This window comes from Caulobacter soli (assembly GCF_011045195.1).
GTDB lineage: Bacteria > Pseudomonadota > Alphaproteobacteria > Caulobacterales > Caulobacteraceae > Caulobacter > Caulobacter soli.
The window spans coordinates 3,921,247-3,943,591 of the sequence record NZ_CP049199.1 but is presented as its reverse complement, the minus strand read 5'-3'; the positions used below and the strand labels follow the sequence as shown (position 1 = coordinate 3,943,591).

Annotated in this window: 24 protein-coding genes; 15 read left to right on the top strand and 9 right to left on the bottom strand. The window is 68.1% G+C overall.

What is annotated here, in order from left to right; genetic code table 11:
* Nucleotides 1-31 precede the first annotated feature (31 nt).
* The 5 genes from G3M62_RS18455 to G3M62_RS18435 all read left to right on the top strand — a co-directional run bounded on the left by G3M62_RS18455 (nt 32) and on the right by G3M62_RS18435 (nt 5,023).
* Nucleotides 32-1,717 (top strand): FAD-dependent oxidoreductase, encoded by a 1,686-nt coding sequence (locus tag G3M62_RS18455; RefSeq protein WP_165189666.1) that lies wholly within the window; start codon nt 32-34, stop codon nt 1,715-1,717.
* Nucleotides 1,714-2,166 (top strand): PaaI family thioesterase, encoded by a 453-nt coding sequence (locus G3M62_RS18450; protein WP_165189664.1) that lies wholly within the window; start codon nt 1,714-1,716, stop codon nt 2,164-2,166. Before G3M62_RS18455 ends, G3M62_RS18450 begins: the two co-directional genes overlap by 4 nt.
* A 135-nt stretch (nt 2,167-2,301) precedes the next feature.
* Nucleotides 2,302-3,297 (top strand): thiamine pyrophosphate-dependent dehydrogenase E1 component subunit alpha, encoded by a 996-nt coding sequence (locus G3M62_RS18445; RefSeq protein WP_165189662.1) that lies wholly within the window; start codon nt 2,302-2,304, stop codon nt 3,295-3,297.
* Nucleotides 3,294-4,286 carry an alpha-ketoacid dehydrogenase subunit beta gene (locus G3M62_RS18440; protein WP_205691891.1) on the top strand — a complete coding sequence of 331 codons (993 nt, stop codon included), beginning with the start codon at nt 3,294-3,296 and terminating at the stop codon, nt 4,284-4,286. The genes G3M62_RS18445 and G3M62_RS18440 overlap by 4 nt, the downstream gene beginning before the upstream one ends.
* Nucleotides 4,283-5,023: an alpha/beta fold hydrolase gene (locus tag G3M62_RS18435; RefSeq protein ID WP_165189660.1), complete on the top strand. Its 741-nt coding sequence runs from the start codon at nt 4,283-4,285 to the stop codon at nt 5,021-5,023. The genes G3M62_RS18440 and G3M62_RS18435 overlap by 4 nt, the downstream gene beginning before the upstream one ends.
* Here the strand turns inward: G3M62_RS18435 and G3M62_RS18430 are convergent.
* The 3 genes from G3M62_RS18430 to G3M62_RS18420 all read right to left on the bottom strand — a co-directional run bounded on the left by G3M62_RS18430 (nt 5,020) and on the right by G3M62_RS18420 (nt 7,601).
* Complete coding sequence (locus G3M62_RS18430; protein WP_165189658.1) at nt 5,020-6,000, bottom strand: acyl-CoA dehydrogenase family protein; 981 nt, start codon at nt 5,998-6,000, stop codon at nt 5,020-5,022. The two genes, G3M62_RS18435 and G3M62_RS18430, sit on opposite strands and share 4 nt — an antisense overlap.
* Nucleotides 5,997-7,190, bottom strand: a complete 1,194-nt coding sequence (locus G3M62_RS18425; RefSeq protein ID WP_165189656.1) for an acyl-CoA dehydrogenase family protein — start codon at nt 7,188-7,190, stop codon at nt 5,997-5,999. Before G3M62_RS18425 ends, G3M62_RS18430 begins: the two co-directional genes overlap by 4 nt.
* A gap of 96 nt (nt 7,191-7,286) precedes the next feature.
* Nucleotides 7,287-7,601: a Rieske (2Fe-2S) protein gene (locus tag G3M62_RS18420; RefSeq protein WP_165189654.1), complete on the bottom strand. Its 315-nt coding sequence runs from the start codon at nt 7,599-7,601 to the stop codon at nt 7,287-7,289.
* Between the two features lie 158 nt (nt 7,602-7,759).
* On the opposite strand from G3M62_RS18420, the gene G3M62_RS18415 reads away from it, so the two are divergent.
* The 3 genes from G3M62_RS18415 (at nt 7,760) to G3M62_RS18405 (ending at nt 10,319) form a co-directional block, all read left to right on the top strand.
* Complete coding sequence (locus tag G3M62_RS18415; protein ID WP_165189652.1) at nt 7,760-8,905, top strand: acyl-CoA dehydrogenase family protein; 1,146 nt, start codon at nt 7,760-7,762, stop codon at nt 8,903-8,905.
* Nucleotides 8,905-9,825, top strand: a complete 921-nt coding sequence (locus G3M62_RS18410) for an acyl-CoA dehydrogenase family protein (RefSeq protein ID WP_165189650.1) — start codon at nt 8,905-8,907, stop codon at nt 9,823-9,825. Before G3M62_RS18415 ends, G3M62_RS18410 begins: the two co-directional genes overlap by 1 nt.
* A 206-nt stretch (nt 9,826-10,031) precedes the next feature.
* Nucleotides 10,032-10,319 (top strand): hypothetical protein, encoded by a 288-nt coding sequence (locus G3M62_RS18405; RefSeq protein WP_165189648.1) that lies wholly within the window; start codon nt 10,032-10,034, stop codon nt 10,317-10,319.
* A 154-nt stretch (nt 10,320-10,473) separates the two neighbouring features.
* On the opposite strand, the gene G3M62_RS18400 is transcribed toward G3M62_RS18405, so the two are convergent.
* The 5 genes from G3M62_RS18400 to G3M62_RS18380 all read right to left on the bottom strand — a co-directional run bounded on the left by G3M62_RS18400 (nt 10,474) and on the right by G3M62_RS18380 (nt 15,032).
* A complete protein-coding gene (locus G3M62_RS18400) occupies nt 10,474-10,827 on the bottom strand; it encodes an EthD domain-containing protein (protein ID WP_165189646.1) in 354 nt (117 codons plus the stop codon).
* 3 nt (nt 10,828-10,830) lie between these two features.
* Entirely contained in the window at nt 10,831-12,234 is a 1,404-nt protein-coding gene (locus G3M62_RS18395; protein WP_205691890.1) for an aromatic ring-hydroxylating oxygenase subunit alpha, read from the bottom strand.
* A 186-nt stretch (nt 12,235-12,420) separates the two neighbouring features.
* On the bottom strand, nt 12,421-12,975 hold the full coding sequence (locus tag G3M62_RS18390) for a nuclear transport factor 2 family protein (RefSeq protein WP_165189644.1): 555 nt from the start codon (nt 12,973-12,975) through the stop codon (nt 12,421-12,423).
* 9 nt (nt 12,976-12,984) lie between these two features.
* Nucleotides 12,985-13,845, bottom strand: coding sequence for an SDR family NAD(P)-dependent oxidoreductase (locus tag G3M62_RS18385; RefSeq protein WP_165189642.1), 861 nt, complete (start codon nt 13,843-13,845; stop codon nt 12,985-12,987).
* Entirely contained in the window at nt 13,845-15,032 is a 1,188-nt protein-coding gene (locus G3M62_RS18380; RefSeq protein ID WP_205691889.1) for a CaiB/BaiF CoA transferase family protein, read from the bottom strand. The genes G3M62_RS18385 and G3M62_RS18380 overlap by 1 nt, the downstream gene beginning before the upstream one ends.
* A 165-nt stretch (nt 15,033-15,197) precedes the next feature.
* Here G3M62_RS18380 and G3M62_RS18375 point away from each other — a divergent pair, with 165 nt between their 5' ends.
* From G3M62_RS18375 to G3M62_RS18355, 5 genes are all read left to right on the top strand, one after another.
* Nucleotides 15,198-16,364, top strand: a complete 1,167-nt coding sequence (locus tag G3M62_RS18375) for an acyl-CoA dehydrogenase family protein (RefSeq protein ID WP_165189640.1) — start codon at nt 15,198-15,200, stop codon at nt 16,362-16,364.
* A 13-nt stretch (nt 16,365-16,377) separates the two neighbouring features.
* Entirely contained in the window at nt 16,378-17,271 is an 894-nt protein-coding gene (locus tag G3M62_RS18370; protein WP_165189638.1) for an HpcH/HpaI aldolase/citrate lyase family protein, read from the top strand.
* Nucleotides 17,268-18,539 carry an acetyl-CoA hydrolase/transferase family protein gene (locus tag G3M62_RS18365; protein ID WP_165189636.1) on the top strand — a complete coding sequence of 424 codons (1,272 nt, stop codon included), beginning with the start codon at nt 17,268-17,270 and terminating at the stop codon, nt 18,537-18,539. Before G3M62_RS18370 ends, G3M62_RS18365 begins: the two co-directional genes overlap by 4 nt.
* Nucleotides 18,539-19,306: an enoyl-CoA hydratase/isomerase family protein gene (locus tag G3M62_RS18360; RefSeq protein ID WP_165189634.1), complete on the top strand. Its 768-nt coding sequence runs from the start codon at nt 18,539-18,541 to the stop codon at nt 19,304-19,306. Before G3M62_RS18365 ends, G3M62_RS18360 begins: the two co-directional genes overlap by 1 nt.
* 61 nt (nt 19,307-19,367) lie before the next feature.
* Nucleotides 19,368-20,729: an aromatic ring-hydroxylating oxygenase subunit alpha gene (locus G3M62_RS18355; RefSeq protein WP_165189632.1), complete on the top strand. Its 1,362-nt coding sequence runs from the start codon at nt 19,368-19,370 to the stop codon at nt 20,727-20,729.
* Here the strand turns inward: G3M62_RS18355 and G3M62_RS18350 are convergent.
* Nucleotides 20,726-20,881, bottom strand: coding sequence for a hypothetical protein (locus tag G3M62_RS18350; protein ID WP_165189631.1), 156 nt, complete (start codon nt 20,879-20,881; stop codon nt 20,726-20,728). The genes G3M62_RS18355 and G3M62_RS18350 overlap by 4 nt on opposite strands.
* A 5-nt stretch (nt 20,882-20,886) precedes the next feature.
* On the opposite strand from G3M62_RS18350, the gene G3M62_RS26780 reads away from it, so the two are divergent.
* Together G3M62_RS26780 and G3M62_RS18345 are read left to right on the top strand one after the other, a co-directional pair.
* Nucleotides 20,887-21,018: a hypothetical protein gene (locus G3M62_RS26780; RefSeq protein WP_281360065.1), complete on the top strand. Its 132-nt coding sequence runs from the start codon at nt 20,887-20,889 to the stop codon at nt 21,016-21,018.
* Nucleotides 21,019-21,065: 47 nt separating this feature from the next.
* Nucleotides 21,066-22,286: an MFS transporter gene (locus tag G3M62_RS18345; protein ID WP_165189629.1), complete on the top strand. Its 1,221-nt coding sequence runs from the start codon at nt 21,066-21,068 to the stop codon at nt 22,284-22,286.
* Nucleotides 22,287-22,345 lie beyond the last annotated feature (59 nt).

The window sequence follows — 22,345 nt, the reverse complement described above, 5'->3', positions numbered from 1 at the left end:
GACGCGCTCGACAAAACGGGGAGAGACGCGCATGGCCGCATTTGACGAGACGTTCGACTGGGTGGTCGTGGGCAACGGCGCCGGCTCGATGAGTTCGGCCCTGGTCATGCGCAAGGCCGGCAAGTCCGTCGTGATCCTGGAAAAGTCGGCCTGGGCCGGCGGCACCACCGCCAAGTCGGGCGGGGTGATGTGGATCCCCAACAACCGCTTCATGCGCGCGGCTGGCGACAAGGACAGCGCCGAGGCGGCGATCACCTATCTGGACGCCGCGGCGGCCACCGATCCGGGCGAGGCGCCCGGTACATCGCGCGAGCGCCGCCTGGCCTATGTGCAGGAAGCGCCCAAGATGATCGACTTCCTGATCGACCAGGGACTGAAGTTCGAGCGCACCGCCGACTTCTGGCCCGACTATTACGACGAGCTGCCGGGCGGCTGCAAAACCACCCGCTGCGTCTCGGCCCAGCTGTTCGACACCAACGAGCTGGGCGAATGGAAATCCAAGCTGCGCCCCGGTTTCCTGCCCGTTCCCGTCCGGCTCGACGAGGGCATGAAGCTTCCCTACTACAAGAAGAGCTGGACCGGGCGTAAGGCGTTCCTGGCGGTCATCCTGCGCACCGCCTGGACGCGGCTGACGGGCAAGAAGGTCGTCTCGGCGGGCGCGGCCCTGCAGGGCCGGATGCTGCTGGCGGGCCTGAAGGCCGGCGTCGACGTGCGGCTGGAATCCCCGGTCTCCGAACTGATCGTCGAGAACGGCGTCGTGACCGGCGTGGCGACGGTCAAGGACGGCAAGCCCTGGCGCGTGGGCGCCAGGCTGGGCGTGCTGGTCAACGCCGGCGGCTTCGCCCGCAACCAGGCCATGCGCGACAAGTATATGCCGGGCACGCGCGCCGAATGGTCCCAGACCAACGAGAGCGACATGGGCGAGCTGCATGTCGAGATGGAGCGCATCGGCGGCGTGCTGGGCCAGATGAACCAGATGGTCGGCTACCAGACCACGTTGGCGCCGGGCTGGGAGACCATGTTCCCGACCCCGCCGATCCAGAGCCTGACGGGCAAACCGCACGCCATCCTCGTGGACCAGTCGGGCGTTCGCTACCTGAACGAGGGCGGCTCCTACGAGCTCTATTGCGAAAACATGCTGAAGCGGAACCAGACCGTTCCCGCCATCCCCAGCTGGGCGATCTTCGACTGGACCTGCATCGACCAGTACATGGTGGCCGGCACCATGCCGGGCGCGGGCAAGCCGGCCGCCTGGACCGAGCAGGGCTATCTGAAGAAGGCCGACACCATCGAGGCCCTGGCCGGCCTGATCAAGGTCGATCCCGCCGCCCTGAAGGCCACGGTCGAGCGCTGGAACGGCTTCGTCGACAAGGGCGTGGACGAGGACTTCCATCGCGGCGAACGCGCCTACGACTCCTGGCTCGGCGACCCCTATCAAGACGGCAACGCGTCGCTGGGCAAGATCGAGACGGGGCCGTTCTACGCGGTCAACGTGGTGCCCGGCGATGTCAGCACCTATGGCGGCGCGATCACCGACGTGAACGGCCGCGTGGTGCGCGCCGACGGCTCGCCGATCGAGGGCCTCTACGCCACCGGCGTCTCCACGGCCTCGGTGATGGGCAACATCTATCCCGGCGCCGGGGCCAGCATCGGCCCGTCCCTGACCTTCGGCTACATCGCCGCCAAGCACGCGGCGGGCATGGGCAACCAACTGTGAGTCTTGCCGAAGAGGCCGCGCGGCTGGAGGCCGAGGGCTGGGTCCGGATGGGCGGCACCCACTTCAACGAGACCGCCGGGCCCTATTGGGTTCGCCAGGACGAGGCTGGCCGGCAAGTCGGTCTGCTCAGCGAGGAAGGCCACGGCAACGGCCATGTCGGTACGGTGCACGGCGGGGTCCTGATGACCTTCGCCGACATCGCCCTGGGCATGGGCGTGGTCGACGCGGCCAACACGCGCGACTGCGTGACGCTTCAGCTGCAGATGCAGTTCGTGGCGACGGCGAAGATCGGCAGCTTCGTCACCTGCCGGCCCGAGCTGGTGCGTCGCACCTCGCAGGTGGTGTTCATGCGCGGCCTTATCATGGCCGGTGACCGCACGGTCGCCTCGGCCGACGGCATGTGGAAGCTGCTGGATCCCGAAAAATTCGCCTCGCTCCGGGCGGGGTGACGGCGCGCTTTCCGTAGGGTTCTCCGGGGCTTGGTGGTCGGTCGGTGAGATATCGCCAGGGCGGGTCGGGGCGCGATTGACCTTGGCGCCGCGAGCGCTGATCGATGGCCCGATCCACCATCCCTCGAGGACGTCATGGCAGAGCAGAGCAACAGTCCGGCCCCCAGCACGGAGACGCTGGTCGATATCTACCGGCGGATGATCCGCATCGAGCGCAATGACGACACGATCCGCAAGGCGATGCGCCTGGGCAAGCTGATCATGCCCTACTATTCGGCCCGCGGTCAGGAGGTCATTCCCTCGACCATCTCCTCGCTGCTGACCAACGAAGACACGATCTGCACGATCTATCGCGGCATCCACGACATGGTCGCCAAGGACATGCCGCTGCGTCCGCTGTGGGCCGAGATCGCCGGCCGCGTCGACGGCACCTGCAAGGGCAAGGGCGGCCCGATGCACCTGACGCACCCAGAGACGGGCGTGATGGTCACCACCGGCATCGTCGGTTCCTCGATGCCGATCGCCAACGGCCTGGGCTGGGCCGCGCAGCTGGACGGCAGCAAGCGCGTCAGCATCGCCTATTTCGGCGACGGCGCCTCCAACATCGGCGCGTTCCACGAGTCGCTGAACCTGGCTTCGCTGTGGAAGCTGCCGGTGATCTTCGTCTGCCAGAACAACGGCTTCGCCGAGCACACCCGCTACGAGAACGGCACCTCGGTGGACTTCATCTCCAAGCGCGCCATCGGCTACGGCATGCCGGGCTTCACGGTGGACGGCAACGACCCGTGGGCCATGTACGCCGCCGCCTACGAGGCGATCCGGCGGGCGCGGGAAGGCGAGGGCCCGACCCTGCTGGAGTGCAAGACCTTCCGTTTCCTGGGCCACGTGCTGGGCGACGACGACAAGTACATGACCAAGGAAGAAAAGGCCGCCGCGATCGCCAAGGATCCGCTGCCCGCCTTCCGCGCGCGTCTGCTGGCCGAGGGCCACGCGACCGAGGACCAACTGACCAAGATGCAGGCCGACATCCAGGCCGAGGTGGATGACGCGATGGAGTTCGGTCTGGCCAGCGCCTTCCCGTCCGTCGCCGAGCTGCGCCGCGATGTGTTTGCCACGGAGATCCCCGCGTGACCGAGACTGTCAAAATGCACGCCTTCCAGGCCGTCAACGCGGCCCTGCACCAGGCGATGGAAGAGGATCCCAAGGTCCTGGTGTTCGGCGAGGACATCGCCGACCGCGAGGGCGGCGGCGTGACCGGCGCGACGATCGGCCTGTCGACCAAGTTCGGCGACCAGCGCGTCAAGTCGACGCCGATCTCCGAGCAGGCGATCATCGGCGCGGCCATCGGCGCGGCCTTGGCGGGCTACAAGCCGGTCGCCGAGATCATGCTGATGAACTTCACCGCCGTCTGCATGGACATGATCTTCAACCACGCGGCCAAGCTGCGCTTCATGTCCGGCGGCCAGAGCACGGTGCCGATCACCATCCGCACCCTGACGGGCGCCGGCTGGCAGACCGCCGGCCAGCACGCCGACCACCTGGAGGGCTGGTTCGCCCACACCGCCGGGATCAAGGTCGTCGCGCCGTCCAACCCGGCCGACTACAAGGGCCTGCTGCTGTCGTGCATCCAGGATCCCGATCCCTGCATCATCATCGAGTCGGCCGGCACGCTGTTCATCCCGGGCGACGTGCCGGTCGACCAGGGCCCGATTCCGCTGGGCCAGGCCAAGGTCGTGGCCGAGGGCACGGACGTGACGATCGTCTCGTGGTCGTCGATGGTGGTTCGCAGCTTGCAGGCCCTGGCCCCGCTGGCCGAGGCCGGCATCTCGGTCGAGCTGGTGGACCTGCGCACGGTCTCGCCCTGGGATCGTGAGACGGTGCTGAAGTCGGTCGCCAAGACCGGCCGCTGCGTCGTGGTCCACGAGGCTGTCCGCAGCTTCGGCCCGGGCGCCGAGATCGCCGCGACCGTCAACGAGGAGCTGTTCGGCAAGCTGAAGGCGCCGGTTCGCCGCCTGGGCGCGCCGTACTCGCCGGTGCCGTTCTCCAAGCCGCTGGAAGACGCCTATCTGGTGTCGGTCGATACGATCGTCGCCACGGTCAAGGAAGTCGTCGGCAAGTGACCCCGGCGCCCGCCTTCGCCCTCCTCCACGGGGGAGGGCATGGCGGCTGGGTTTGGGAAGAGCTCGGTCGCGCCCTGGAGACCCGGGGCGCGGCCGTTCTTGCGTTGGACGTGCCGGGTTGCGGCGTGAAGCGCGACCGGGAAACGCTGGAGCTGGGCGTCGAGGCCGTCGCCGACGAACTGCTCGCCGACATCGAAGCTGCTGGTCTGAGCGACGTCGTACTGGTCGGCCATTCGCAGGCTGGGACCATGCTTCCCGTCCTGGCCGCGCGCCAGTCGCCGGGCCTCTTTCGCCGACTGGTCTATCTGAGCTGCTGCGCGCCGCTGCCGGGCCAGAGCGTGCTCGACATGATGGGCGGCGGCGTCCAGGGCGCGAACCCCGACGAGGTCGGCTGGCCGCTCGATCCGAACCTCCACGGCCGCGAGGTCCAGCGGCCGATCATGTTCTGCAACGACATGGACGGCGATCAGGCGCGGGCGTTCCTGGCGCGGCTGGACCAAGACAGTTGGCCAATGGCCGTGACCTACGCCGTCCACTGGACCTACGAGCACCTGAAGGACGTGCCGTCGACCTACGTTGTCTGCGAACGCGACGGCATCTTGCCGCCGGTCTGGCAGGAACGGTTCGCCGAGCGGCTGCAGGTGGGGCGCGTCGTCCGCCTCGACGCCGGACACCAGGCGATGAACACACGACCGGAAGAACTGGCGGAGCTGCTGCTGGCCGAGGCGCGGCTCTAGCTAGCCGCCTTCCGCAACGCCGCCCGCCCCGCCTGTTCTTCCCAGTAGTCCGCATCGCCGCCCAGCGTGGCGTTCAGCGTCGCGCGTTTCAGGAACAGGTGGCAGTGGTGCTCCATGGTCAGGCCGATCCCGCCGTGCAGCTGGACCGCGTCTTCGGTGATGGCGCGATAGACGCTCGCCGCGTGGGCCTTCAGGGCGCCAAGCTCGGCCACGCCGGCGGCGGCGTCCGTCGCGCGGTTCCAGAACAGCGCCTCGGCCGCCGACAACCAGGTCTTCATGTCGGCGACGCGGTGCTTCAGCGCTTGGAACAGGGCCAGCGGCCGGTCGAACTGGCGACGGGTTCCCAGGTACTCGATCGTCAGCTCCAGGATCGCGTCGGCGCCGCCCAGGCAGTCGCCGGCCAGGGCCAGCAGCATCTGCGCCTCCAGCCGCCCGGCCAGGGCCGTGGCGGCCGCGCCCTGCGCCAAGACCAGACCGTCGGCCGTCGGACGAACGTCGAATAGTCGGCGGGTCCTGTCCCAGGTCTCGCGGGCGGTGATCGCGGCGCCTTCCAGAGGGACCAGGGACACGCGGCCTTCCCCGACCACGAGAACATGGCTCGCGCGATCGGCGTCGGGCACGGCGGTCAGGGCGCCCCAGGCGTCGGCGCGGGCCAGCGAGGCGGTCATGATCTCGCCGGCAATGGCGCGGTCCAGCAGGTCCTGGCGCCCGGCCAGACCGTCGGCGGCGCACAGGGCCTCGATGACCAGCATCTGGGCGATGGCCGGGCCGGGCGCCAGCGTACGGCCCAGCTCGGTGTGGATGACGCCGACCGCCTCGCGGCCCAGGCCCAGGCCGCCCAGGTCCTCGGGCACGGCCATCATCAGCGCGCCCATTTCCGTGACGGTGTTCCAGCTTGTGTCGAGGGCGGGAGCCAGGCCGGCGGCGCCGAAGGCCTTGCGCGTGGCGTCCCGCAGTTCGGCTCGATCGGTGCTCATGCCGCGTCTCCCGCCAGGGTCCAGGTCTTGGGCTCGCGGGGCATGCCCAGCAGGCGCTCGGAGATGATGTTGCGCTGAACCTCGTCGCTGCCGCCGGCGATGGTCCAGGCGTAGCTGTTCATGAAGTCGGCCATCCAGTTGCCGGTCTCCATGCCGCCGCCGAACACGATGGGCTCGTGATACTGCGCCTCCAGGCCCGCCAACCGCAGGCCCAGCGACGTGAAGTCCCGCAGCGTGCGCGAATAGGTCAGCTTGACCAGCGAGGCGTCGCCGACCCGCTCGTGACCGGCGATGCGGTTGGCCAGGAACTGGTCGGCGAGGGCGCAGGCCGCGTCGATCCGGGTGGCCAGCCGTCCGAAGTCGCGCAGGATCCCGGCGTCGTCCTCGCGACCGGTCTCGCGGATCAGGTCGGCGATCCGCCACAGCGCACCGCGCATGCGCGCGCTCAGCTCCAGCAGGGTCAGGCCGCGCTCGGACAACAGGGTGGACTGCGCCACGGCCCAGCCCTGGCCCTCGTCGCCCAGGCGGTCGGCGACCGGGATCTCGACATCGTCGAGGAACAGCTCGGCGAACTCCTCGTCGCCATGGATCTGGTGGATCGGCCGGGCGGTGACGCCCTTGGCCTTCAGGTCCAGCAGCAGATAGGTCAGGCCGGCCTGCTTGGCGCCCTGCGTGCGGGTGCGCACCAGCAGCAGGCACTTGTCGGCGAACTGGCCCATGGTCGACCAGACCTTCTGGCCGTTGACCACATAGACGTCGCCGCGCCGTTCGGCGCGGGTGCGCACCGCGGCCAGGTCGGAACCGGCGTTGGGCTCGGAAAAGCCCTGACACCAGATCTCGCCCTCCAGGATGCGCGGGATGTACTTGGCCTGCTGCTCGGCGCTGCCCCATTCGAACAGGGTGCTGGCGGCGTGGTAGGTCGACATGAACGATAGCAGCAGGCGCGGGGTGTCGGCGCGGGCCAGCTCTTCGTACAGCACCTTCTGCTCGGCCAGGCCTTGGCCGCCGCCGGGCCATTCGGCCGGCCAGTGCGGCACGGCGTAGCCGCCCTCCACCAGCTTGGCGAACCAGCCGCGCTGGGTCGCCAGGAAGCCTTCGTGGCTGGTGCAGGTCGCGCGCCAGTCCTTGGGCGCATTGGCCTCCAGCCAGGCGCGGACGTCATGCCTCAGGGTTTCAAGCGCGTCGGTCAAAGCCGGGTCTCCAAGCTGACTCCACGCTAGGCCTTATTTGCGGGGAACGCCGCAAGGCCTGGGGGGCGATATCGGCAAGGCGATGGGGCGGGCTGGCTAGAGGGCGACCTCGATGACGTCGCCGACGACGCGCAGGTGGAAGGTCTTGAGCGGCTCGGTGGCGGGCGGGTTCAGCGGCTCGCCGGTCTCCAGGTCGAACCGCGCGCCGTGGGCCGGGCACGAGATCCAGCCGCGCTTCAGGCGTCCGCAGGCCAGGGGCTCCTCGGCGTGCGAGCACAGGTTCTCGATCGCGAAGAACCGGCCGTCGCTGTGGCAGATCAGGATCGAGCGCCCGCCGATCTCGACTTCCCTGGCGGTCTCGGGCGCGATCTCGTCGGTCTTGGCCACGGCGATGAAGACGGGGTCGGTCATGGGCCAGACTTGCGGCGCCTTCGCCGGCCCACGCAAGAGGGCGCCATATCGGCACGGCGTTCTTTTGGCCGGCGGACCGCTCCGGCGCGGCGCGGCCCGACGGGTTCGTATAATCCTTCACGAAACAGGGCCGCGCCCTTTGCGAAACGAAGAGCCCCATGAACTTTGAATGGACCGCCGAAGAGGCGGCTTTCCGCAAGCGACTGCAGGATTTCCTGGCCGCCACCCTGCCCGACGATTGGGAGCGGTTCTCGCAGCACGGCCCGGCCTCGCCGGCCCTGACCGAATATGCGCGCACCTTCTGCGGCAAGCTGGCCGACGAGGGGCTTCTGACGCCGCACTGGCCCAAGGACATCGGTGGCGGCGGGTTGGACCCCTGGCACCAGGCGATCCTGGCCGAGGAGATGTGGATCGCCGGCGAGCCGCGCGGCGGCCAGTACATGAACGTCAACTGGGTGGGACCGACCCTGATCCGCTACGGCTCGCCCGAGCAGCAGGCGCAATATCTGCCGCCGATCACCGACGGCGTGGCCCTGTGGTGCCAGGGCTTCTCCGAGCCGGGGGCCGGGTCGGACCTGGCCTCGCTGCGCACCCGCGCGGTGCTGGAGGGCGACAGCTACCGAGTCTCGGGCCAGAAGATCTGGACCAGCTATGCGGGCCTGGCCGACACCTGCTTTCTGGTTTGCCGCACCAGCGACGACCGCAAGAAGGGCATCTCGATCCTGCTGGTCCCGATGGACACGCCGGGCATCACCGTGCGCCAGATCCCGTCGCTGATCGGCGAGGGCGACATCCACGAGGTGTTCTTCGACGACTGCGTCGTGCCCGCCTCGGCGCGGTTGGGCGAAGAGGGCCAGGCCTGGGAGATCATCGCCTATTCGCTGACCAACGAGCGGCTGGGCATCCCGCGCTATGCCCTGGCTCGCGCGGCCCTGGATCGCGCCGTCCAGGTGCTGAAGGCTCAGGACGAGTTCGCCGGCGAGGCCGTGAAGATCGAGGCCGCCCATTGCGCGGCCCTGTGCGAGGCGGCGCGGATGGCCAGCTACGCGATCATCGACCGGCGCTGTCGCGGCGAGGCTATCGGAGCGGAGTCGAGCTCGGCGCGCTTCGCCACCGTCATGGCCGAGCGCCGGGTCGCCGAGTTCGTCGTCGAGTATCTGCCGGAAGCCCTGGCCGACGCTCACCCTTATCTGAAGATGCACCACCAGCGCGGGATCGTCGCCGGGATCGCGGCGGGCGCCGCCGAGATCCAGCTGAACATCATCGCCACCGACGTGCTCAAGCTGCCCCGGGAGCCGCGCTGATGGACCTCGCTCTTACGTCCGACCAGACGGCGATCCTCGACGCCGTGGACTCGCTGGCCCGTCCGTTCGCCGCCGCGCCCCTGCATGACGCCGGTTTCGCCCTGGTCAGCGACAGGCTGGATCAGGAGCTCGCCGAGGGCGGCTTCCTGGACGTCGCTTTCGACCCCGATCTCGGCGCCGGCTCGGCCGCCCTGGTGGTCGAGCGCCTGGCGCGACTGCCCTTCGCGGTGGAGGCGGCGGCCAGCGCCCTGATCCGCCCGCTGTTTCCCGATCTGCCGCGCCCCTTCTGCGTGGTCGAGGCCGGCAAGGCCAAGCGTCCGATCCGCTTCCTGAAGGCTGGAGCGACCGTGCTGGTAGTGGGCCAGGACAAGGTCTCCAGCTTCGTCGCGACGGAAGATCAGGTCCGGGCAGAGGAGACGCTGTTCGGCTATCCGATGGGAACCTTGCTGATCGACCCGTCGGTGGTCGCGACCACGGCGCACGACGTCTTGCCCGAGGCGGTCACGACCCGCTGGCGCGTCGCCATCGCGGCGGAAGCCGCGGGCCTGCTGGGCGCGGCGCTGGACAGCGTCACGACCTATGTCACCGACCGCCAGCAGTTCGGCCGGCCCCTGGCCACGTTCCAGGCGCTGCGTCACCGCTTGGCCGAGGCCCAGGTGCGCGCCAACGGCGTGTACTGGCTGGCGATGAAGGCGGCGGGCACGCTGGACGCCGGCGACGCGGCCCTGGCCGCCCTGCACGCCCAGGAGAGCGCGCGGGCCACGGTCTACGACTTCCACCAGTTCCTGGGCGCGATGGGCATCACCCTGGAGCACCCGCTGCACCTGTGGACCTACCGCCTGAAGGCGCTGATCGGCGAACTGGGCGGTCGGGGCGGGCAGGCCTTGGCGGCGGCCGAGGCGCTGTGGGGTGAAGACTAGGACGGCGCTCGTGCATCTCGTCGCATGAGGTCTTGAATTTACCCCGGAGCGTGCTTGTTTACTTTCGAGTAACGTGTTATCCGATTTTCGTGCGGGCGGCGAGTATAGTGGCCTCCGCCGTGGGGAATATTTGCAATTTCACTCAATTCGCCAGGCGCCGATCAAGTCATCGGTTGCGCCTTCGCGCCATCATGGATGAGGAATACATGCCGTTGAATCTCAAAGTCGTCGTTCTGGCGGCGTGCATCGCCGTGGCTCCGCTGTCGGTCGCCCACGCGGGCAGTCTCTCGACCCAGAAAACCACGGTCGGTGACCTGTTCGCCAATCCGCAGGCCAAGGCCATTGTCGAAAAGCAGTTTCCGGGCATCTCGTCAGACCTCCGGATGGTCATGGCCAAGGGCAAGACCTTCCGCGAGCTCAACGCCATGAACCCCAAGGGCATTCCGGCCGACAAGCTGGACGCCATCGACGCGGAACTGGCCAAACTTCCGTAGGGCGCTTGTTCGGCCGCTGAGCGAATTCCTCGTCCATCGACAAGCTCAGGATGAGGAATTCGACTTCAGCCGTCACAACAGTCGCCCTCATCCTGAGCTTGTCGATGGACGAGCGCGGCCCCTGAGCGTTGTTCTAGGGCGCTAGGTCGAGCCCTCAGCCGGCCATGTCGGTTTCGCACTCGATCACGGCGCAGAACCGGGACTTGGATCGGTCGAAGAGCTTTTCCTCGTCGGCCAGCACGTCGGGCGGCAGCCGATCCTTCGCGGCGTTGGCCAGCACGTAGTCCAGCGCCGCCTGGTCCTTCATCCAGACCTCGGTGACCACGTCGGCCTCCATTTCCGGCATGCCGGGAGCGGGCTCCAGGTAGCGCCGGAAATAGCGGTCCACGCCCGCCATGTACTTCAGGCACAGCGGGACGTGGTTGGCCTCGTAGTAGTCCCGGAATGCCTCGCGGCTCAGCCCAGGCCGCCGCTTTAGAAAGATCAGCAGCTTGGGCGTCGCGCTCACGGCTCAGAAGCCGAGATCGAGGATCTTGCCGTCGAAATTGCCGCCCAGCAGGTTGGTCGCCGAGGCCAGCTTGTCCGGCGCGACCCCCTTCAGGTGGCCGTCGATGATCCGGTTGTAGTTGCTGATCAGGCCCTCGATGTCCTTGGACAGGCGCATGTAGTCGAAGCCGGCCGCGTGCATGCCCTTCTGCTGGATCGGGATGTTCGAATAGTCCTGGCGCGGGATCGGCGGGAACTCCTGGCTGTCATAGGGCAGCAGGGTCGGCTCCATCGGCGTCTTGTGCTCGACGCCGTCGGCCACGTGGGTCAGCGACCACAGCTCGAACAGGCAGCTTTCCGGACCCAGCGGGCGGATGCGGTACGATGACATGCTCGAGAACATCGGCAGCAGGAAGTAGTTCGGGAACAGGAACTCGACCGCGTTGATCGGGTCGGACACCGCCACGCCGTTCAGGTCCGGCACGTCCTCGCCCTTGGCCCGCAGCTGGGTGGTGATCTGGTGGTTGAGGATGCCGTACCACATCATCACCGCCTGGGCGGGATCCTCGGGCAACTCGACATCGGCCAGCTGCTTGGCGATCTCGACTTCCTTGGCGTGGACCATGCCGGCCATGCCTTCGCTCAGCAGCCCCAGGTGCTTGATCTGCGCGGCGATGTTCTGGCGCACGGTCATGTTGGGGTCGATCGGCAGGCCGATGCCGCCGGTGTCCATGCCGTACATCATGTTGTAGAGCATCGGCGCGGCCTGCTGCAGCTGCGGATGCGTGCGCATGACGTGGTAGCCTTCCATGAAGGCTTCCATCGCCACCTTCCAGTTGGCCGGCAGGACGGTGGCGTACCACCATTCCGACTTCAGCTTGCTCATGCCGTGCGCTTCGATCCGGTCGGCCACCGGGCCGATCGTGTCGCGGAACGATGGAGCGTCGTCGTCGAAATTGATGAAGGCGCAGCCGCCCCACAGCTCGACGCGGCAAGGCTTCAGCGCCAGGTCGGCCTGGTCCAGCTGGGACTCGCTGAACATGTGCTTGCCGTAGACGAAGGTGTTCTGGCCCTCGGTGTTCCAGCGCCAGCCGTGGAAGGGGCAGATGAAGCCGGGCGTCTTGCAGTTGCCATGCCCCCCTTCCTCGACCAGCGGCACGCCGCGGTGACGGCAGGCGTTGTGGAAGGCTTTCACGCCCTCCTTGCCGCGCACGACGATCACCGACCTGCCCAGGATGGTGTACTCCACCCAGTCGCCGACATTGGGGATCTGCTCCAGCCGGCAAGCCATCTGCCAGACGTGCGGCCACAGATGCTCGCCCTCGAGGCGGTAGAATTCTTCGTCGAAATAGCGTCGCGACGGGATCCGCTCGGGATTTTCCACCGAGAACGGCACGGGGCGTTCCGCTGCCATTGCACCGTCAGCCATGGGGTAACCTCACCTATCGCGTTTTGAGGACAGTGGTAATCCGTGGGTGACGCTGCGCAAGCGAACCCGCCTTGTCCTCCGCCGATATCGCCGCCCCGATGACCGCGGCCGCCTTGGCTTGATCTGCCTCAACAACCCCCCACTGCCCAACATCCCGGCCTTCGCCGGAATGTTGGAGTCGAGAGGTCAGGCCGGAACGTTCGGCTCGCGCAGGTTGGTCAGCGGGCGGCGGTAGGACAGATCGTCCGGGCCGCGCGAGGCCACGCCGTTGAGGTGGATGCCTGGCACGTCGCCGAAGGGGATCGGCATGGTCGGCAGCACGCCCGACCATTCGATCACCGTGCTGCGCACCGCGATCTTCCAGGCGCCGTCGCGGCGTTCGAACCGGTCGATATAGCGGCCCCCGGCGATCCAGTTGCTGTCGTCGCGATTGCGCGCGGCGAACAGGTAGTAGGTCTCGGTGTGGGCGGTGTCGCCGTCCAGGTCGCAGCTGTGGTTCAGCAGCGCGTGGTGCGTGGCCGACTGGCCGATGTCGTGCATGTTGCGCGCCCAGTCGTAGAGGGCGTCGGGCTGGCCCACGAACGTGCCGGCGGCGATCTCGGCGTCGGCGTGGAAGGCCGACAGGAACGTCTCGCGATCGAAACGGTCCATGCCCCGGCTGAAGCGGGTCAGGGCGTCGTGGATGTCCTGGCGGTCCAGCAGCCCGCTCAGGCGGGCCAGCTTGTCGGTGTCGCTGCTCATGTCGTGCTCCTAGATCGCTTGCCAGATCGGCGAGCCGCGCTGTTCGCGCAGCGACGGGATGACTTTGCCGTCGATGTCGGTGACCCCGTAGTCCTGGGCCAGCTCGGCGGTGATGTAGGTGGCGCCCGAGCGGCTCATCACCTTGGGATCGCTGGCCAGGGCCACGATCACCCGGCCCGGAAACTCCGGCGAACAGCCGACCAGCGGATTGGTGACGACGCTCTGCTTCATGGCCGGATTGGCGGCGATGTTGCGCTCGGCGCGCTCGGTGAAGGTCAGGCCCTGCCACAGCGAGACCGAGGCGATGTCGAAGGGCTTCAGCTCGATGGCCATGTCGCGCGCCATGCGGTCGACCGCCGACTTGCACGTGCCGAACACCACGCCATAGGTGTAGGTCACGCCGACATAGCCCGAGATGGCCACGATCAGCCCGGACTTCCGGGGCGTCATGATCTTGGCCGCGTGCCAGGCCGCCACGTAGTTGGAGCGTACGCCGACGTCGACCATCTCCCAGTTCGACAGCGGCTTTTCCCAGAAGGGCTTGGGCTCGGTCAGGTCCTCGGGCAGGGCGAAGGCGTTGTTGACCAGGATGTCCAGCCGGCCTTGCTCGCGCTCGACCTGGGCGAACAGGGCGGCGACCTGGTCGTCGTTGGCGTGGTCGACCTGGACGGCGACGCCCTTGCCGCCCCGGCGATCGCACTCCAGCGCGGTCTCGCCGACCGTACCGGGCAGGGGATGCTCGCCCGCGTTCACCGTCCGACCCGTGACGTAGACGGTGGCGCCGGCCTCGGCGAGGGCCAGGGCGATGCCCTTGCCGATGCCGCGGCTGGCGCCGGTCACCACGGCGACCTTGCCTGACAAAACGCCCATCACTTGTCACTCCCGGTCTTGGCGTGGTCGGCCGCGTTCAGGCCGAACTCGTCGCGGATTTGCCGCGTATGTTCGCCCAGCTCGGGCGCGGGGCCGTGGACCTTGCCCGGCGTCGCCGAGAAGGTGGTCGGGACGCCCGGGAAGCGGATCTTGCCCCGGGGCGAGTCCACGGTCTCGAAGAAGCCGACGGCGTTCAGGTGGGGGTTGTCGAACAGCTCGTCGGGGGTGCGCAGCGGCGCGGCCGGGATGCCCAGCCTGCGCAGCAGGTCCAGCCATTCGGCCGTCGTGCGCTCCAGGAAGGTTTCCGCCAGCAGGCCGTAGATGCGGTCGATCTGGCGGGCGCGCTCGTTCAGCGTCGCCATCCCCGCGTCGGCCCAGGCGGGCTTCACCGCCTCGACGAACAGCGCCCAGTGCTTGTCGTTGTAGATCAGCGCCGAAACGTGGCTGTCCTTGGTGCGGTAGGGCTTGCGGTTGGCGGCCACCACGCGCGGATAGTGCGCCGGGCCGAGCGGCGGATCGAACATCGCGCCGTTGGCGTGCTCGACCAGCATGAACGAGGCCATGGTCTCGAACATGCCGATCTCGACCTCCTGGCCCTCGCCGGTCCGCTCGCGGTGGAACAGGGCCATGGTGGTGGCGTAGAGGGCGGTCAGGCCCGCCACCTTGTCGGCGACGATGGTGCCGACATAGTTGGCCTCGCCCGTCAGCATCTGCTGGACGGCGGTCAGGCCGCACTCGGCCTGGATGGTGTCGTCATAGGCCGGCTGATCGCGCTCGGGCCCCTCGCGGCCGTAGCCGTAGCAGTTGGTGTAGACGATCGACGGATTCAGCTTCGCGACGCTGTCGTAGTCGAAGCCCAGCTTGGCGATGGCCTTGGACCGCATCGAGTGGATGAAGACGTCGGCCTGTTCCAGCAGGGCGCGCAAGCCCGCCTTGCCGTCGTCGCTCTGCAGGTCCAGCACGATGCTGCGCTTGCCGCGGTTCACGTTGACGAACACGCCGGCCAGGTCGGGCGTCGGGCCGACCGAGATATAGCGCGTGGCGTCGCCCGAGGGCGGCTCGACCTTGATCACGTCGGCGCCCATGTCGGCCATGATCTGGGTGGCGTAGGGGCCGAAGACCATGCTGGTCAGGTCGATCACGCGTACGCCGGACAGGGGGCCTGAGCCCCGAGGTTTCTTGTCCACTTATAGCTCCCTAACCGCCCTATAGCGGCTAGGCCAATGGGCGGCCTAAATCCATCGGCTTGCCCTCCGCACAGGCGATATGTGCCGGCCGGGTCGTTGTGGCGCCCGGCCACGGCTGCTACCCGCCGACGCAGCCCAATTGCCCCGAAACAAGGTCGCAAAGCCGTGGATTTCTCCTTCACCCAGGACCAGCAGAACATCCGCGAGGCGATCCTCAAGCACTGCTCGCAGTTCCCGGACGAGTACTGGCTGGAGCGCGATCAGTCGGGCGTCTTTCCCGAGGATTTCTACCGCTCGCTGGCCGACGCCGGCTGGCTGGGCATCGCCATGCCGGAGGCCTATGGCGGCTCGGGCCTGGGCATCACCGAAGCCTCGATCATGATGCAGGCCATCGCCGAGTCCGGCGCGGGCATGAGCGGCGCCTCGGCGGTGCACATCAACATCTTCGGCCTGCAGCCGATCATCCTGTTCGGCACGGAAGACCAGAAGCAGCGCTCGATCCCGGGGATCATCAGCGGCCAGGACAAGGCTTGCTTCGCCGTCACCGAACCCAACGCCGGCCTCAACACCACGGCGCTGAAGACCCGCGCCGAGCGCAAGGACGGCGGCTATCTGGTCAATGGCGAGAAGATCTGGATCTCGACGGCCCAGGTCTCCAACAAGATGCTGCTGCTGGCCCGCACGACACCGATCGACCAGGTCAAGCGCAAGACCGAGGGGCTGTCGCTGTTCTACACCGACTTCGACCGCTCAAAGATCGACGTGCGGCTGATCCACAAGATGGGCCGCCACGCGATCGACTCGAACATGCTGTTCATCGAGGACCTGTGGATCCCGGAAGAGGACCGCATCGGGCCCGAGGGCGAGGGCTTCAAGATCATCCTGCACGGACTGAACCCCGAGCGGGTGCTGCTGGCTTCGGAGGCTGTTGGGTTGGGGCGAGCGGCGATCAAGCGCGCCGCCCGCTACGCCCGCGAGCGGATCGTCTTTGATCGGCCCATCGGCCAGAACCAGGGCATCCAGCATCCGCTGGCCAAGTGCTGGGCCCAGCTGGAGGCCGCCAATCTGATGGCGATGAAGGCGGCCAACCTGTTCGACAAGGGCGAGGATTGCGGTGTCGAGGCCAATGCGGCCAAGTACCTGGCCGGCGAGTTCGGCTTCGAGGCCTGCCACACCGCCATGCTCACCCTGGGCGGCATGGGCTACGCGGCGGAGTATCATGTGGAACGTTACGTGCGCGAAAGCCTGATCCCCAGGACCGCGCCGGTCAGCCCGCACATGATCCTCAACTACCTGGCCGAGAAGGTCCTGGAACTGCCGAAATCCTACTGAGCGGGAAGCATTGATGACCACGGCCAAAGACACCCCGCTGAAGATGCGCTCCTGGCTCTTCGCGCCGGGCGACAGCGAAAAGAAGATGGAGAAGGCGACCGCAGGCTCGGCCGACATCGTCATCTTCGACCTGGAAGACGCCGTGGCGCCCGAGGAGAAACCCACGGCCCGCCGTGTGGTCGCCGAGTTCCTGTCCCGGCAGCCTGAAGACCGCTCGCGGCTGTGGGTGCGGGTCAATCCGCTGGACGGACCGCACACCTTGACCGACCTGGCGGCGATCATGCCGGGGCGTCCCGGCGGGATCATGCTGCCCAAGTCGCTCGGGCGGGGCGACGTCGAACTGCTGGACCACTACCTGTCGGCGTTCGAGGCCGCCAACGGCATCGAGCAGGGCGCGACCAAGGTCATCGCCCTGGTCACCGAGACGGCCGAGGGCATGTTCACCACCGGCGACTACGCCGGCGCGCCGCGTCTGGTCGCCATGACCTGGGGCGCCGAGGATCTGGCCGACGCCCTGGGCGCCAGCGAGAACCGCAATCCCGACGGCGGGTACGCCTTCACCTACCAGCTGGCCCGCAGCCTGTGCCTGTTGGGCGCCTCGGCCGCCCGGGTGACGCCCATCGAGACTATCCAAGGCGACTTCCGCGACCTGGAGAAGCTGAAGACTCGGGCCGAGCAGGTGCGGCGCGACGGCTATCGCGGCATGCTGGCCATCCACCCGGCCCAAGTCGACGTCATCAACGCCGCCTTCAGCCCGACCGCCGAAGAGATCGCCTACGCCCAGGAAGTCGTCGACCTGTTCGCCGCCAATCCTGGCGTCGGCACGATCGGTTACAAGGGCGGCATGCTGGACCGGCCCTACCTGGCTCGCGCCCAGGCGCTGCTGGCCCTGGCGGAACAGTCGTGACCGTGGTCACGGACGCTGCCGGGCTTGACCTGAGCCAATTCGTCCGTTCGGGCGACCGCATCGTCATCGGCCAGGCCTGTGGCGAGCCGACGACCCTGGTCGAGGCGCTGATTGCCCAGGGTCGGGACATCGGCGACCTGTCGGCCTTCATCGCCACCAGCTTCTCGGGCCTGTTCACGCCGGAGACGGCCGACAGCTTTTCCCTGACCAGCATGGGCGCCATCGGCGCGCTGCGGTCGATGACCAAGGCCGGCAAGCTGGGGGTCATCCCCGCCCATGTCAGCCAGCTGGGGCCGATGATCGCCGAGGGACTGATCGGCTGCGACGTGGCCTTCGTCCAGGTCAGTCCGGCGGATTCCGAGGGAAACCACAGCTTCGGCCTGGTCGCCGACCACGTGCGCGCCACCGTCGACAAGGCCCGCGTGGTGATCGCCGAGGTCAACGACCAGGTGCCCTACACCTTCGGCGAACTGCTGCCGGCGGCGCGGATCCATTGCGCTGTTCACGTCTCGCGAGGCCCAGTGGAAGTCGCGCCGGCCAGGATCGGTCCGACCGACGAAGCCATCGCCAAGCACGCCGCCGCCTATATCGGCGATGGCGCGGTGATCCAGACCGGCGTCGGCGCGGTGCCGGACGCCATCCTGCGCCTGCTGCACGACCGCAAGGACCTGGGCGTCCATTCGGGCATGCTGGGCGATGGCCTGGTCGAGCTGGTCGAGGCCGGCGTCGTCACCAACGCCCGCAAGGCCATCGACACCGGCGTCTCGATCAACGGCGCCTTGATCGGCACGCGCAAGCTCTACGACTTCGCCCACCGCAACGCCGCCATCCGCATGTGCGCGACCAGCTACACCCACGACGCGGCGGTGCTGGCCCGACTGGAGCGCCTGGTCACGATCAACTCGGCGCTGGAGGTCGACCTGACCGGCCAGGTCAACGCCGAGCAGAGCGGCGCGGCCTATATGGGCGGCACCGGGGGGCAGGTCGATTTCGTCCGGGCCGGCGCACGCTCGCCCGGCGGCTGCTCGATCATTGCTCTCCCGGCCACCGCCAAGGACGGCGCGATCAGCCGCATCGTTCCGGCCTTGTCGGGCCCGGTGACCACGGCGCGCAGCGACGTCGACGTCATCGTCACCGAGTTCGGCGCGGCCGAGCTGAAGGGCCAGACCCTGGCCGAGCGCACCCGCCGCCTGATCGCCATCGCCCATCCTTCCTTCCAGGAAGACTTGAGCCGCGCGGCGCACACCATCCAGCAACGAGGCTTCTGATGAGCGACGCCGTCCTGTTCGACGCCCGCGACGACGGGATCGCGATCATCACCATCAACCGCCCCGAACAGCGCAACGCCCTGGGCAAGGAGGTCCGCGACGGCCTGTTCGCCGCCTGGGACCGCTTCGAGCGCGACTCGGCCCTGCGCGTGGCCATCCTGACCGGGGCAGGGGAGAAGGCCTTCTGCGCGGGCGGCGACCTGAAGGAGATGGTCGAGCGCGGGCTACAGGTTCCGCCGCGCGACATGTTCCCGGTGCCGGGCGACAATATCGAGCTGTCCAAGCCGACCATCGCGGCCGTCAACGGCGTGGCCTTCGCCGGCGGCTGGATGATCGCCCAGGCCTGCGACCTGTGCGTGGCCAGCACCGAGGCCAGGTTCGCGATCACCGAGGTCAAGGTCGGCCGCAGCTCGCCTTGGGCCGCGCCGCTGATCCACATGATCCCCCAGCGGATCATGATGGAGATCATCCTGACCGGTAAGCCGATCACCGCCCAGCGCGCCTACGAAATCGGCCTGGTTAACCGCCTGGCCGAGCCCGCCGCCTTGATGGACAAGGCGCTGGAGCTGGCCCACGAGATCCTCGATGGCGCCCCGCTGTCGGTGAAGGCCGGCCGCGACACGGTGATGCTGGCCACCGAGATGGGCCGCGCCGCCGCCCTGCAGGCCGCTCGCCACGCGTCGGAATTCACCTATCGCAGCGAGGACGCCCAGGAGGGGCCGCGCGCCTTCGCCGAAAAGCGCTCGCCGGACTGGAAATCGCGGTAGCGATACGGGGTCGCCCCCGCGCGGTGCTATCAAATGGTCTTTGCGCAAGTGAGGACGCGACATGACCAAGATGGGCAAGATCGCCGAGAGCGCCGACGACCTGGTCGGGCCGGTCACCGTCCCCGCCGAGGCCTATGTCTCCAAGGACTACGCCCGCGCCGAGCAGGACAAGCTGTGGCGCAAGACCTGGCTGCAGGCCGGACGCATCGAGGAAATCCCCGAGGTCGGTAGCTACATCACCTACGACATCGGCGTGGACTCGGTGATCATCACGCGCGCCGGTCCCGACGAGATCCGCGCCTATCACAACGTCTGCCCGCACCGGGGGCGCCGCCTGATCGACACCCCGCCGGGCAAGCGCAACGCGGTCGGCAAGCGGGCCAGCTTCGTCTGCGGCTTCCACGCCTGGACCTTCAATCTGGAAGGCCGCTGCACCTATCTCGAACACAAGGACGACTGGCAGGGCGCGCTGACCGAAGAGCGCACCAGCCTGGGCAAGGTGCAGGTCGACACGTGGGGCGGCTGGATCTGGATCAACCTGGATCCGAACGCCGCGCCGCTGGCCCAGTATCTGAATCCCGTTCCCGCCATGCTCGATCCGTTCGAGACCCAGAACATGCGGTTCCGCTGGCGCAAGTGGATCGTCTTCAACTGCAACTGGAAGGTCGCGATGGAGGCGTTCTCCGAGACCTACCACGTGGCCAGCACCCACCCCGAATTCCTCGAGTTCGGCCAGTTCCGCGGCTGGGCCCGCAACCACGGCCTGCACACCAACATCGGCTACGAGGCGCCCAAGGACCTGGAAGAGGACGCGGCCAAGCTGCGCCTGGGCACGAACGGTGATCCGCGCATCACCACGGCCGAGCTGCAGAACTTCACCTGGGCCAACGCCAACACCAACACCACCCAGACCCTGGTCGACGCGGCCAACCGTTTGAAGGACGAACTGCCCGAGGGCACGCCCGGCCCGCAGGTGTTCGCTCACTGGCTGAAGTCGGCGCGCGAGCATGACGCCAAGCGTGGCGTGGTCTGGCCGACGGTCGAGCCCTCGCACACCGCCAAGGCCGGCACCGCCTGGCAGATCTTCCCGAACTTCCAGATCGGCCACGCCGTCAACAACCTGCTCTGCTACAGCGCCCGTCCGTACGGCGACGATCCGGACATGTGCGTCTTCGAGGCGGCGGTCTACGAGCTGTTCCCGAAGGGCGAGGAGCCGGCGACCGAGTGGGACTACACCAAGGCCGAGGATTGGCCGCCGGTGCTGCAGCAGGATTTCGCCAACATGCAGGCCGTCCAGCAGGGCATGAAGAACATCGGCTTCCGGGGCACCCAGCCCAATCCCTACATGGAGCGCTCGGTCGCCAGCCTGCACTACAACCTGGCCAAGTTCATGGGGACGGGCGCGCCGCGTTCGATCGGCTAGGCCATGCTGGTCGAGCGCGCCGAGCTGCTGATCAAGGACGGCTCGGAAGAGGCCTTCGCGGCGGCCATGACCGAGCGCGGCGTGCCGCTGCTGTCGGGCGTGGCCGGGGCCAGCGACGTGCGCCTGGGGCGCGGGGTCGAGAACCCGCGCAAAGTTCATGCTGCTGATCACCTGGGAGACGATGGACGCCCACGTGGCCTTCACGACGGCGTCGCTGTTCCAGGAATTTCGCGAGCTGCTGGGTCCCTTCACGATCGGGGGCGGCATGGAACATTTCGAGATGAGTTGAGGCCGCTCTAGCGGTCCAACCACAACAACAAACGGGGGGCGACGATCATGACGGCAACGGGGGCCACCGCGGAGTGGCGACGCCACTACATGCTGCCGATCGCCGCGGCGCTGGGCTACGCCACCAGCGTCATCCACATCTACGGCCTGGGCCCCTATATCGGCCCGATCAGCGAGACTTTCGGCTGGTCGCGCACCCAGACGACCTTCGGCCTGACGATCGCCACCCTGGTCCAGGCGGTGTTCAGCCTGCCGATCGGCGTGGCGGTGGACCGGCTGGGACCGCGCCTGTTCGGCCTGGCGGGCATCCTGCTGACCACCGGAGCGTTCGCGTTGCTGGGGACCGCGACCGGCGACCGGGGCAACTGGTTCCTGCTCTGGGGCCTGCTGGCCGTCGCCACCCTGCCGGTGCAGGCCACGATCTGGACCAGCGCCGTGGCTACCCGCTTCGAGGCCTCGCGCGGCCTGGCCTTCGCCGTGACCCTGTGCGGCGCCTCGGTGGCGGCGGCGGTCTTTCCGCTGCTGGGCAGCTGGCTGATCAAGATGCACGGCTGGCAGACGGCGGTGGTGATCCAGGCGGCCATCTGGGTGGCGATCGTCTTTCCGATGATCTTCCTGTTCTTCCGGGGCGCGCACGACAAGCCGGCCAGGAACGTCGCGCGCGAGGAACGGCGCGAGCTGGCGGGCGTCAGCCTGGCCCAGGGCCTGAAGTCGACGATCTATCTGCGGCTGCTGCTGGCCAGCCTGTTGTTCACCTTCACCATCATCGCCCTGGTCGTGCATTTCGTGCCGATCCTGACCGACCGGGGCGCGGATCCGCTGCGCGCCGCGGGCATCGCCTCGCTGGTGGGCTTCTCGTCGATCGCCGGGCGACTGGTGACCGGCCTGCTGCTGGACCGGTTCCGGGGATCGCTGGTGGGGGCGGGGGCCTTCATGCTGCCGGCGATCGGTTCGATCCTGTTACTGGTCTCGGGCGACGCGGCCCTGCCGCAGGCCGCCGCGGCGATCCTGATCGGCTTGACCCTGGGGGCCGAGGTCGACGTCATCGTCTACCTGACCACCCGGCATTTCGGCCTGAAGAACTTCGGCGCGCTCTATGGCGGGCTGCTGGCCGCGCTGTCGGTCGGCACCTCGCTGGGCCCGCTCACCGCGTCAGCCGTCTTCGACCGCTATCACGGCTACGGCCCGTTCCTGTGGCTGACCGTCGCCTTCATGGCCGCCAGCAGCCTGGCGCTCCTGAGCCTGCCCAAGCCGGCGGACGAGAAGTAGGGCTCCCAAACGAAAACGCGCTCGATCCCATCAGGATCGAGCGCGCTCTTGGCTTGGCG

What these genes read in the sequence shown, in the direction of transcription:
- G3M62_RS18455 (WP_165189666.1), top strand. Translation starts at nt 32, where the DNA reads ATGGCCGCATTTGACGAGACGTTCGACTGGGTGGTCGTGGGCAACGGC.
- G3M62_RS18445 (WP_165189662.1), top strand. Translation starts at nt 2,302, where the DNA reads ATGGCAGAGCAGAGCAACAGTCCGGCCCCCAGCACGGAGACGCTGGTC.
- G3M62_RS18430 (WP_165189658.1), bottom strand. Translation starts at nt 6,000, where the DNA reads ATGAGCACCGATCGAGCCGAACTGCGGGACGCCACGCGCAAGGCCTTC.
- G3M62_RS18420 (WP_165189654.1), bottom strand. Translation starts at nt 7,601, where the DNA reads ATGACCGACCCCGTCTTCATCGCCGTGGCCAAGACCGACGAGATCGCG.
- G3M62_RS18415 (WP_165189652.1), top strand. Translation starts at nt 7,760, where the DNA reads ATGAACTTTGAATGGACCGCCGAAGAGGCGGCTTTCCGCAAGCGACTG.
- G3M62_RS18410 (WP_165189650.1), top strand. Translation starts at nt 8,905, where the DNA reads ATGGACCTCGCTCTTACGTCCGACCAGACGGCGATCCTCGACGCCGTG.
- G3M62_RS18405 (WP_165189648.1), top strand. Translation starts at nt 10,032, where the DNA reads ATGCCGTTGAATCTCAAAGTCGTCGTTCTGGCGGCGTGCATCGCCGTG.
- G3M62_RS18395 (WP_205691890.1), bottom strand. Translation starts at nt 12,234, where the DNA reads ATGGCTGACGGTGCAATGGCAGCGGAACGCCCCGTGCCGTTCTCGGTG.
- G3M62_RS18390 (WP_165189644.1), bottom strand. Translation starts at nt 12,975, where the DNA reads ATGAGCAGCGACACCGACAAGCTGGCCCGCCTGAGCGGGCTGCTGGAC.
- G3M62_RS18385 (WP_165189642.1), bottom strand. Translation starts at nt 13,845, where the DNA reads ATGGGCGTTTTGTCAGGCAAGGTCGCCGTGGTGACCGGCGCCAGCCGC.
- G3M62_RS18370 (WP_165189638.1), top strand. Translation starts at nt 16,378, where the DNA reads ATGACCACGGCCAAAGACACCCCGCTGAAGATGCGCTCCTGGCTCTTC.
- G3M62_RS18360 (WP_165189634.1), top strand. Translation starts at nt 18,539, where the DNA reads ATGAGCGACGCCGTCCTGTTCGACGCCCGCGACGACGGGATCGCGATC.
- G3M62_RS18355 (WP_165189632.1), top strand. Translation starts at nt 19,368, where the DNA reads ATGACCAAGATGGGCAAGATCGCCGAGAGCGCCGACGACCTGGTCGGG.
- G3M62_RS26780 (WP_281360065.1), top strand. Translation starts at nt 20,887, where the DNA reads ATGCTGCTGATCACCTGGGAGACGATGGACGCCCACGTGGCCTTCACG.
- G3M62_RS18345 (WP_165189629.1), top strand. Translation starts at nt 21,066, where the DNA reads ATGACGGCAACGGGGGCCACCGCGGAGTGGCGACGCCACTACATGCTG.